Annotated in this window: 5 protein-coding genes; 1 reads left to right on the forward strand and 4 read right to left on the reverse strand. The window is 65.8% G+C overall.

Going from position 1 to position 11749, the window contains the following annotated elements; genetic code table 11:
• Window positions 1–192 precede the first annotated feature (192 nt).
• Window positions 193–1347 (reverse strand): acyl-CoA dehydrogenase family protein, encoded by a 1155-nt coding sequence (locus tag HCH03_RS11805; protein ID WP_221689665.1) that lies wholly within the window; start codon window positions 1345–1347, stop codon window positions 193–195.
• A gap of 256 nt (window positions 1348–1603) precedes the next feature.
• Here HCH03_RS11805 and HCH03_RS11810 point away from each other — a divergent pair, with 256 nt between their 5' ends.
• A complete protein-coding gene (locus HCH03_RS11810) occupies window positions 1604–2257 on the forward strand; it encodes a TetR family transcriptional regulator (protein WP_080143287.1) in 654 nt (217 codons plus the stop codon).
• 91 nt (window positions 2258–2348) lie between these two features.
• Here the strand turns inward: HCH03_RS11810 and HCH03_RS11815 are convergent, their stop codons facing one another.
• The 3 genes from HCH03_RS11815 to HCH03_RS11825 form a co-directional block, all read right to left on the reverse strand.
• Window positions 2349–3833: an aldehyde dehydrogenase family protein gene (locus HCH03_RS11815; RefSeq protein ID WP_221689666.1), complete on the reverse strand. Its 1485-nt coding sequence runs from the start codon at window positions 3831–3833 to the stop codon at window positions 2349–2351.
• Between the two features lie 546 nt (window positions 3834–4379).
• Window positions 4380–5912, reverse strand: coding sequence for a 2-isopropylmalate synthase (locus HCH03_RS11820; protein ID WP_080143289.1), 1533 nt, complete (start codon window positions 5910–5912; stop codon window positions 4380–4382).
• Between the two features lie 169 nt (window positions 5913–6081).
• Window positions 6082–11685 carry an MBG domain-containing protein gene (locus HCH03_RS11825; RefSeq protein WP_221689667.1) on the reverse strand — a complete coding sequence of 1868 codons (5604 nt, stop codon included), beginning with the start codon at window positions 11683–11685 and terminating at the stop codon, window positions 6082–6084.
• Window positions 11686–11749: the final 64 nt, after the last annotated feature.

An 11749-nucleotide genomic window follows, 5' to 3' on the forward strand; every position in this document is an offset into this window, starting at 1 on the left:
GTAGTCCAGGGTGCGGTCGGACGCCACCTGGATGTCCTGGTCGTCGGGGACGATCTTGCACGAGACGATGATGTTCATGATATGCGGGTCCTTTCCTTCGAAGGCTGAATCCGATAAGTACGCAAGCGGGAGGCGCGACGCGGAGGGGGGGGGTTCGCGCCGCGCATCTCGCCCGCAAGGAGAAGAGGAGGCTTACTGGGCGTACTTCTTCGCCACCTGGCGACCGGCGATGTAGGCCATGATCTCGGGCGTGCCGCCACCGAACATATTGCCGCGCATGTCGGCCCAGATGCGGCCGATGCGCACCTCGGTGGTGTAGCCCAGGCCGCCGTAGATGGCCAGCGCCATGTCGGCCACGTTGAAGCACTCGGTGCAGCCGTAGCGCTTGAGCAGGGCGGAGTCCAGCTGCACGGAGATGCCGTTGTCCAGCTCCCACAGCGTCTTGTACAGCATGTTGCGGGTGTTCTGCACGCGGATCTCCATCTCGGTGAGCTTCTCCTGGATCATCTGGAAGTTCGCGATGGGCTTGTTGAATGCGATGCGCTGGTTGGCGTAGGCCGCCGCGTCCTCGAGGGCCGCCTGCGCCAGGCCCACCTGCTCGGCCACGAGGAAGGCGCGCTCCACCTCGAAGTTCTTCATCAGCATCATGAAGCCGTCGCCCGGCGCGCCCATGCGGTCGTCCTCGGTGAGCACCACGTCGTCGAAGTACACCTCGCAAAACGGGATGCACTGCTGCCCTATCTTGTGCAGCGACGCGGTGGAGATGCCCGCGCGGTCCATGTTCACCAGCCACAGACTCATCTTGGCGTTGTCGCGCGACGGGTCCTCGTCCTTGGCCACCACGATGGTGTAAGGCAGGTGCTCGCCCATGGTCACCCACGTCTTCTGGCCGTTCAGGCGGTAGGTGCCGTCGTCTTGCCTCTTGGCCGTGCAGCTCATGTTGCGGTTGTCGGAGCCCGCGCCCGGCTCGGATATCGAGAGCGAGCACAGCGGCCAACCCGTTTCGAGATAGGCGTCCATGCACTTCTGGATCTGCTCGGGCGAGCCGAACTCCACGATGTCGAACATGGTAAGCGAGTTCTGGTACAGGATGTGGTTGCAGCCGCTCGAGTGGTACAGTTCCTCGATCATCAGGCCCAACGTGACTTTGTCAGCCGGAATTCCGCCGTACTCCTCAGGGATGCCCATGAGGCCGAAGCCCATGTCGCGGTACGCCTCGGCCACCTCGTCGGGCATCTTCTGCGTCTCGTACATCTCCTTGATAACGTCTTCGGTGAAGTAACGCTCGCAGAACTCGCGCACGCTCTCAAGAAGAAGCTCTTGCTCGTCGGTCAAAGAAAAGTCCATCTCGTCCTCCGTTCATTTCCGAACATAGCGCCGGAAACACCCGGCCTCTTGAGTCAAAGGATACGCCGCACGTTCAAACGAATGGACCAGCAAATCTTTTGATCTGGGTAAAAACGGAGCACTTTGTTATCCACTTTTTGGTTTTTGTGGTCATAATGAGGGCAGCGGGAACAAGGATGACGGGGGCACCGTGGAGGTGCGCGCCTCGTCGTTCGCCTGCTGCGATAGACAGGGTTCGTTTTTTGGGAGGTTGATCATGGGATCGCCAGCAACCATGCTCGAAATCGCCGAGTCGTTCGTCGCCCTGACGGAAAGCAAACCGCCGGAGAAGATATCGGTGTCGGACATCATCGCCCAGGCAGGCAAGAATCGCAAGACGTTCTACTATCATTTCACCGACAAGAACCACCTGATAGCCTGGACGTTTCGCCACGATCTAGCCTGCGAGCTGCACCGTCGTTTCAACGCGGGCCAGCTCGTGTTCGAACAGCCGACGGACGATCCGTGCTCCTCCCTTCCCTATTACGTTTTCATCAAGAAGGGCGTGCGCTCGCTCGACGGCTCGGAGTTCTTCGAGGCGTTGGCGGCGTGCTTCGAGGGGAGGCGTGCCTACTACGCGCGCGTGCTGCGCATGAGCGAGGCGGGTTGCCTGAAGGACTATCTGTACGACCTGTACCTTCCCGCCGTGCGCTCCGACATCGCGTTCGTGTTGAGCAACCGGCGGCTCAAGGATGCGAGCGTCGAGTTCCTTGCCGAGTTCTACACCGGCGCGTTTCTGTCCTATCTCGTGCGGCGCACCTGCGACCTGCATCGCGCCCGCCTCATGGAGGGCGTTGGACCTTTCGCAAACATCGTGCACTCCTCGTTGGAAAACGAGATCAAAGAGCAGCAGCTTCGGCGCATGCTGTAGAAGCCGCCACGCCCGACTGCGAGCGAGAGAGGCGGGGCGCAAAAACGGGGCGCCGAAGCGCCCCGTTCCTTCTAGCATCCGTCACGTTTGCTTACTTCTCGGGGTAGAACCCGCTCGGCTCCTCGCCCAGGTTGATCATGATGTTCTTCGTCTGGGTGTAGTGCTCGAGCATGATCTTGTGCGTCTCGCGGCCGATGCCGGACTCCTTGTAGCCGCCGAACGGCGCGCCGGAGGGAATCTGGTTGTAGGTGTTCACCCACATGCGGCCCGTGCGCACGCCCTGCGCCACGCGGAAGGCGCGGTTGATGTCGCGGGTCCACACGGCGCCGCCCAGGCCGTACACCGAGTCGTTCGCCAGGTCGATGACCTCTTGCTCGTCGGAGAACTTGATGACCACGGCCACAGGCCCGAAGATCTCCTCCTGCGCCACGCGGCAGGAGTTGTTCGGCACCTCGATAAGCGTCGGCTTCATGAACGCGCCCTTGGCGAGCTCGCCCTCCGTGATGCGCTCGCCGCCGCAGAGCACCTTGCCGCCCTCCTGCTTGGCGATGTCCACGTACTCGAGGATCTTGTTGAGCTGGTTCTGGTCCACCTGGCTGCCCATCTGGGTGTCGTCCTCCCAGGGCATGCCCACCTTCACGTTGCCGAACACCCGGCACGCGTCCTCGACGAACTTGTCGTAGATGCTCTCGTGCACGAAGATGCGGCTACCGGCGCAGCACACCTGGCCCTGGTTGAACAGGATGCCCAGCTGGATGCCGTCGAGCATCATGTCCCACTTGCAGTCGGGGAAGATGATGTTCGCGGACTTGCCGCCCAGCTCGAGCGTGGCCGGGATCAGGCGCTCGGCCGCAGCGCGGGCCACGTCGCGACCCACTTCGGTGGAGCCGGTGAACGCGAGCTTGCTGATCTTCGGGTTGTCGAGGATGTACTGGCCCGACTTGGAACCGCGGCCCGTGACCACGTTGAACACGCCGGCCGGGATGATGTCCTCGGTGAGCTTGGCCAGCTCGAGTACCGTGAGCGAGGTGGTGGAAGAGGGCTTGAACACCGTGCAGTCGCCGGCGGCGAGCACGGGGGCGAGCTTCCAAGCGGCCATGAGGAACGGGAAGTTCCACGGCACGATCTGGCCGACCACGCCGATGGGCTCGTGCAGCACGAGCGACATCATGTTGCCGGGCAGCAAGTCGGCTTCGCCCGTATCTGCCAGCAGCACGCCGGCGAAGTAGCGGAAGTGATCGACGGAGAGCGCCACGTCGATAGCGCGCGTCTCGCGAATGGGCTTGCCGTTGTCGAGCGACTCAAGAAGAGCGAGCTTCTCGGCGTTGGCCTCGATGACGTCGGCGACCTTGTTCAGGATGATGGCGCGCTGGGCCTTGTCGGTCTTGCCCCAGGTCTCGAATGCCTTCCACGCCGCGTCGACCGCGCGATCGACGTCGTCCTTCGTCGCGTCGGCGATGGTGGAAAGCTGCTCGCCGTTGGCCGGGCAGAACACGTCGATCGTGCCGCCGTCCGAGGCGTCGACCCACTGGCCGTCGATGTAGAGCTGATAGGATTTCTGAGCGGGATTTTCCATTCGTGCATCCTTTCATCCGGCGACGGCGGCGCCGTCACCCCCAACCTCGCGGCCAACCCGACCGCTCCCGTCAGCATACCGCGCGCATCGCCCACCTGTCAGTCGTTGTTTTGTGGAAACCCGTCAACGGTCGGGAAACGCTGTCGGCGCAGTAACAATTCAAAGCGGATCGTTGGGGATTGCACGGCGTCAACGCGCGGCGGACGGCCAGCCGACACCGCCAAGCCGGTCCCGGATGCGCAAAAATCACCGATCTCCCCCTCCAGGAGCCCGGAAGCGCCTCGCCACGCATGCGCTCAGCACTAATGAGCTAGCGTTTTTCCTGCTCGCAGGAAGCATATACTGCAAGACAGGCCGCGCCGCCTCGTCAAGTAGGGGGAGATCGGTGATTTTTGTGCAAGCAGGCCCGGACGGGCTGCCAAGGCGCGCTCGCGCCGTACCAACACTTCGGGTGAAGCAAAGAGGATGCCGACTCCCTCTTGAAAGCCAGGGCGGCCCGTCCGAAGACGGGCCGCCGCAAAAAACTCCGGAACGTGCGCGCCGCGATTAGCCGCGCTTCTCCTGCTTGTCGTTGAGCAGGCGGTTGAGGGCGTTCAGGTACGCCTTCGTGGACGACACCACGATGTCGCCATCGGCGCCGCGGCCCGTGTAGATGTCGCCCGACGGGTCGGTCACGCGGATGGTCACCTCGCCCAGCGCGTCGATGCCGCGCGTGACGGACTGCACGGCGAATTCGGTGAGGTCGTTGTCCACCTGCACGATCTTGTTCACGGCCTTGCACATGGCGTCGATGGGGCCCGTGCCGTACTCGCATGCCGTGACCGTCTGGTCGGCCGCGTTCTTCAGGGTGACGGTGGCCGTGGGCGTGAGCGGGAAGCCGCAGCTGATCTGCACGCCTTCGAGCGTGTAGAGCGCGCTCTCGTTGCGATCGCGCTCGTTCACGAGGCTCTCGAGGTCCTCGTCGTACACTTCCTTCTTCTTGTCGGCCAGGTTGAGGAACGCCTCGTACACCTGGTCGAGCGCCTCGCCCTCCAGCTCGTAGCCCAGCTCCTCCAAGCGGTGCTTCAAGGCCGCATGGCCCGAGCGGGCCGTGAGCACGATCTGGCTCGTGCCGGCACCAACGTCGGCCGGGTCGATGATCTCGTAGGTGTCACGCTTCTTCAGCACGCCGTCCTGGTGGATGCCGGAGGAGTGCGCGAAGGCGTTCGCGCCCACGATGGCCTTGTTGGCCTGCACGTTCATGCCGGTGATGGACGACACGAGGCGGCTCGCCTTGCAGAACTCGCGCGTGGCGATGTCGGTGTGGGCGTCCAACTCGTCGCCGTGCATCTTGATGGCCATGACCACTTCCTCCATGGCCGTGTTGCCCGCGCGCTCGCCCAGGCCGTTGATGGTGCACTCCACCTGCGTGGCGCCGTTCTTCACGCCCTCCATGGCCAAGGCCGTGGCCATGCCCAAGTCGTTGTGGCAGTGCACGGACACCGTGACGTTCTCGATGCCGCGCACGCCCTCCATGAGGTACTTGATGCGCTGGCCGAACTCGGTGGGCAGCGAGTAGCCCGTCGTGTCGGGGATGTTCACCACGGTGGCGCCGGCGTCCACGACGGCCTGGATGACGCGCACGAGGAAGTTGTAGTCGGAACGGCCCGCGTCCTCGGCGTAGAACTGCACGTCCTCCACGTACTTCTTGGCGTATTTCACGCATTTGACGGCGCGCTCCACGCACTCGTCCTCGGAAATGCGCAGCTTGTCGCGCAAGTGGCTGGGGCTCACGCCCAGGCCCGTGTGGATACGGGGGCGCTTGGCGTACTTGAGCGCGTCGGCGGCCGAGTCGATGTCCTTCTCCACGGCGCGCGTGAGGCCGCAGACGACGGCCGCGTCGCCCGCGAGCTCCGCGATGCGGCGCACGGACTCGAAGTCACCGGGACTCGAGATGGGGAAGCCGGCCTCGATGACGTCCACGTTCAGACGCAGCAGCTGACGCGCGACCACCAGCTTCTCCTCGGTGTTCATGGAAGCGCCCGGCGATTGCTCGCCGTCGCGCAGCGTGGTGTCGAAGATGTCGATCTTGCGCGTCATGTGCGTACGTCCTTTCCGTCACGTGCCCGTCGCCATCGCGCCCGGTGGAAACCATAGACGACGGGCGGCTCAATTTGGTTTGACTATCATAGCAAATATGCCGAGTGCGGAAGTGGGAAATCACGACGAACGCGCAAAGCGGCCCCGCTTCGTCGCTCGTCGCCCGATCTTACTTCGACACGCGCCGCTTGCGGGCCGCGAGCGCTGCAGCCGCCGTAGCGAGGGATGCCAGCGCCAAGCCCACGACGAGCGGAGCCGCCGCGTCGCCCGTGCTCGCGAGCGCCGGCGACGAGGGAGCCTCGCCACCGCCCGACCCGGTGCTTTCGGCCGCAACGGACGCGGACTCGAACACCGGCTCGTCCGCATCCTCGCCCGCGCCGAACCTCCACGCGCCCGCCCCCGCGCCGACCAGCCGCGCGCCGTAGCGGCTGTACAGCGCGTCGCCGTCGACCGCAAGTCGATAGAGCTTACCCGCCTCAAACGCTTGCGGTAGAACCAGCCTGACAACCAAGCCGTCCTCCGAAACCTGCACCTGCGAGCCGTTCGCATCGAGACGGGCCAACTCGGCGCCGTCGGGCGCGCGCACCGCGAAGAAGCCGTGGCCCCGCTCCACGGGTTGGCTGAACGTCAGCTCCAACGTCGCGGTGGCCGGGTCGTAGGAGACCGCGCCGTTCGCGGCTGAGAGCCGTGTCAGCGTGAGCGGCGCCGTGCACACGTTGAGCGACACTTCGGACTTCGACGTGCACGCCCCCGTCGACGACTTCCCCACCTCGATGGTCTCGATGATTTCCTGGGGCGTGTCGCTCGTGATGGCGAGCGAGGTCTTCCACTCCGCGCTTCTCTGGTCGCGTATGCGGTCGTAGCCGTCGCGTCCGTCCGGCGCGATGGTCACGGGGCCCACGTACCAGTCGTCGTGGCCGTTGCCGCCCTTCTCGCCGCTGACGGAGTAGCGCCCCTCCGCGCTGTCCTGGGTCACCGTGAGCGTACCGGGAAGCAAGGTGATGTCGTAGCAGTCGTCGCTTGCGCCGTAGAAAGCGATCTCATGCGTGCCGAGCTCCCACCAGCCGGAGATGCGCGGCGCACCCACGCTGTCGATTACGTCGGGCGTCTCGCCGTTCACCAGCCCTTCCACCGTATACGTGTAATCCGGCTCGTCCTCGCCGTACAGGATGGCCTGGTCATCGGCCTTGATGGCGCAGGGGGCCTTTTCGACGGTGAGATACCCGGTGAAGCACCCGTCCTCGTCCCTGTCGCCGTTCGCCGTGTAGTACGGCTCGTCGATGGCGATCTTGACCATATAGCGCCCCTCGCTCACCTCGGTGCTCGGCAACGTGGGCGGCTCGGACGTCAGCGTGTACACGTTGTAGCCTAGATCCTCGCGCCACAAGGGCCGCCAGTACTGCACCGTGTAGTGCGGGTTGCCGGGAAGCTCCAGATCGAAGGCTGCCGGCTTGCCCGTGTAGGTCTTCGTCTGCACGAGATCGTCGGAGTCGAGGTCCACGACGCGGTTCTCGATGCGCGGCCACGGGTAGCCGTCGCGCTCGGCCAGCACGGCGGGCGCGGGGAAGTTCATGGTTTGCGCGGGCACGCCCTCTTGCGCCGCAGCCCCCTCGTTCGCCCGCGTCTGCCAATGCGTCGGCTCCGAGAACTTGAGCGCGGACAACGCACCTTCGCCGGTCATATCGACGATGGAAAGCCCGCCCACGTTGTCGTACTCGTCGTCCTTCACGGAGCCGCCGTTGGATACAAGCGCTCCTTCGATCTGCATGTTCGATTCCGTTGCATACCAGCAGTTCTCCACCTTGCCCCGCAGTCCCGACGAGTAGGACGCGACGCCGCCGGCATAGCTCGCCTCGATGGCGGGCGCGGTCACGCGCCCGCCGTTGTAGCAGTCTTCGATGGTGCCGTACGCATAGTAGCGGCCGACGATGCCGCCCACGTAGGCGTGCTCCTGCTCCTCGACGGAAACCTCGCCGATGTTGAGGCTCTCGGTCACAGAGCTGTCGGCGAAGGGAACGGAAGAGGCCATCTCGCCCACAACGCCGCCCGCCTCGTTTCTGCCGAGCACCCGGGCATGGTTGGCGCATCCCTTGATCCTCGACGGGTCGCCCGAAGTCGGGCCTTCCGAGGACCCCGCGACCCCGCCCACCCCTTCGCCGCCCGTCACCTTGCCGGTGTTGTACGAAGCGTACACGCCGTCGATGCGGTAGACGGAGCCGACGAGGCCACCGGTCGCATCGTTGCCCGTCACGCTGGCCGTGTTCGAGCCGGACTCGATCCGCGCGCCGTCGCCTTCCGCGCGTCCGACCAGGCCGCCGGTCGAGTAGCCGCCCGTCACCTTGCCGTCGTTCCCGGCAGAACGCACGACGGCGTTCGCAGCGGCCATGCTGCCCACGATACCGCCCGTGCACCTGTCGCCGCTGATAGCGCCGACGTTCGAGCATCCGTCCAGCACGGCGCCCGCGCCCTCGATGCGGCCCACCAAGCCGCCAACCCCCTCAGGGTTCTTCGCTTCCTCGTCGACGGACACGGCGGCGGCGTTGGCGCATGCGGACAGGATCGCGCGCGCACCCGTCACAAGCCCGTAGATGCCGCCCACGCCGCTGTCGCCGCGCACCGGTGCCGTGTTCGTATACGACGCGAGCGCGAAGTCGTCCGCCGCCAGCTCGCCGACGAAACCGCCGGTCGCGTCATGCCCGACAACGCCTCCGCTGCAGGAAACGTCTTCCAAATGCGCGCCCGCACCCGACAGTCGCCCGACGACGCCGCCGATCTTTCCGCCCCAGCAGGAGACGAGACCGTCGTGGGAAGCCCCTTCCACCTGCACGCTGATGCCCGACAGGCTGCCCACGAGCCCGCCGGTTATCGAGGCGCCCCAGGTCTTGCCGACGCACGAGCAGCCCGTTATCCGCGCGTTCGCACCGGACAGCTCGCCCACCAGACCGCCCGTCATATCATCGCCTTGAACCTCGCTGCGCACGGTGCAATCGGAAATCTGCGCGTCATCGCCCGCAAGCCTTCCCACCAGGCCGCCCGTGCGATCGCCGCCCCACAGGAAGTCCGTTTCGACGCGGCAATCCTGAACATGCAGCCGATCGCCGGTCACCGCGCCCACCAGACCGCCCACGCCGTCGGCATCCGGCGCCATGATGTCCTCCTCGCACGCGCACGCGCGGATGAGCACGTCGTCGCCGGACACGAGGCCCGCCACGCCGCCGGCCATGCTGCCTTCGGGCATCGCGCTGCCTATGCAGTTGTACAGCATCGCGTTGCTGCGGACCTCGCCCGCAAGGGAGCCGCACGGTTCGCCGTCGGCGCGCGGAACGCCGTCCACCTTCACGTTCATGATCCTACCGCCGTCGAGCACGGCCGCCAATCCAGCCATGTCGTATGACAGCGTGACGGTATGTCCCATGCCGTCGAATTTGCCGCGATATCCCTGCGCGCCGCCCAACCCGGCGAACGCCGTGCCCAGGTAGATGTCGTTTGCCAGCACGTAGTTCTGATCGGGATGGTTCGCGGCCTCAAGCAGATCGTCTGCGGTGTAGAGGAAGGCGAACTCCTCGAACACCGGCTCCTCCGAACCGTCGAGCTCCTGGCTCTCGAAGTCGTGCCGCGACACGACGCCGGAGTATCCGACGCCGAGCGCAGCCGCCGCCCCACCCGGCGCGAACGGGGCCAGCAGCGGATAGCAGCGCAGCTCGAACGCGCCGTCATGCGATGTCGAGCGCGCGCTCGTGTACGACCACCGGCCGTCGCCCAGCTCGTCGCGCAAGCCCTCTTCCAACATCTGGTCGGTCGTGCGCCCCTCGACGCGGACGTCGTTGTCGTTGGTCGAGTTGTTGCCCACCGGGGAGAGGTTCACGCGGTCGGCGTTGTAGTACAGATCGCTCAGGCGGGAGTTCCCCGTGCTCTTGTTGCGCGTGCCGACGAATGTTCCCACGTCGTCCGAGCCCGAAACGCCGCCCGCCACGTAGCATTCGCTCAAGCTGCGCGGCTGGGGCGTGTCCGTCATGTCGCCTGCGATGCCGCCCACCGCGCTTTCGCCCTCCACGTCGCCCGTGGAGTAGCAGTACGCGATATCCGCACTCGCGTCGCCCACGACGCCGCCCACCCGCAGGTTGCCGTGCACGGCTCCCTCGCTGAAGCAATCTTCCAGGTAGTGGCCGCTCAGATAGCCCACCACACCGCCGCATCCCGTACCGGTTCCCGTCACGGCGCCGTAGTTGGCGCATAGGCCGAGCGCGTGGTCCAACCCGATGGGCACCTTGAAGATCACCCGCGAGGCCGACGTGGAGCCAGCGATGCCGCCCACGTTGTCCACGCCGCTCACGTCGCCGTCGTTCAAAAGCGACTGGGCCATGCCGAACGTCTTGTTGTCGCCGATCACGCCGCCGACTTCTGAGCGGCCCTGCACGGTGCCGTGGTTCACGCACAGTAAGACGCCGGCGTTGTTGGCGCCCACGATGCCGCCCACGCCGTCGCCCGTGCCCGACACGGCGCCGTGGTTCACGCATCCCGTGATGTAGCAGTCGTAATCGATTTCGGGGCTGATGCTGCCCACGATGCCGCCGACCGAGCCGTCGCCCGACACGGTGCCGTGGTTCTCGCAGTTCTCCAGAACGCCCTTGCCGTCCAAATGCGCCAGGATGCCGCCCGTCAGCGAGTTGTTGTCGGAACTGGTGTTCGTCACGGCACCGTGGTTCGCGCAGTTGATCGCATGCGCGTCGTCGTTGAAGTAGAGGAAGCAACCGGCCGCATCGGCAACCGTGCCCGTGATGTTCCCGTAATTGACGCAGCTTTCGAAAACCGCGTTGCCCTCCGCGCGGGCTGCGATGCCCGCACCCTGCCCCTCGAGGTCGAGATGGCTCTCGCAAGACGCGATGCGGCCCGACGACGACAGCGCGATGCCGCCGACGGCCGTTCCCTGCAAGTCGCCGTCCGCGGTGCAGCCTTCGATGACGCCGCCGGCCTCGTTGAAACACGCGATGCCGCCCACCAGGCCCACCGGCCCGATGGCGCAGTCCAGCTTCACGTTGCGGATGGTGCCGCTGTTCTCGTACGCCAGCGCCGAGGCGTACATGGCGGCGGCGGGTTCGAGGGAATTGGACGTGGTGACCGCTCCGGTTATGAGCAGGTTCTCGATCAGGCCGGCGTTCTTGCGGAACATCGACAGGAAGGAGATGCCACCGTCGGCCGTCCCACGCACGAAGCGAACGTCCATCGCGAGCTCGATTCGCGCGCCGTTGCCGTCGAAGCGCCCGGTGAACGTCGCATCGATGGGAGCGAAATCGGACTTCGGCCGAAACGTCGAGGGGGCGAGGTAGTAGTTCCCGTCGGCCGGATACGCGGGGTCTTTCCCGACCTTCGCCAACTCGGCATCGTTTTCGATGTAGATGGCCTCCTGCGGGCCGCTCCCGTCACCGAAATCATGCTGCTTCATCGTGGGAGCGCTCGCGTCGAGAACGTTGGAAGCCGCATCCTCGGCACCGTCGGGCGCGGGCGCGTCCGCGGCGTCTTCAGACGACGGGGCCTCGCCGGACACCGTGTTCTCGGGCACGGGCTTGGCGGCGCCGTCGGCTGCGGTTTCGCCCGTCGCCTCCGGCGGGGTCTCGCCGGGCGCCGTCCCGCCGGTTGCGGTTTCGCCGGGAGTAGTCTCGCCGGCCGGGGGCGTCGCCCCAGGCTCCTCGGCGAAGGCGGCCGCGGGCACGAGCCCCAGCGCCAAAACCAGCGCCATCGCCATCGAAAACGCGCGCTTCCCCAAAGTTTCCATGCGACCACCCCGTTCACGTCGAGCCGTCCGAAGTCGTCCGCACGAACACGGCCAGCCTGTGCGG

The sequence above is a fragment of the Gordonibacter massiliensis (ex Traore et al. 2017) genome, assembly GCF_019731765.1.
GTDB classification, from domain to species: Bacteria; Actinomycetota; Coriobacteriia; order Coriobacteriales; family Eggerthellaceae; genus Gordonibacter; species Gordonibacter massiliensis.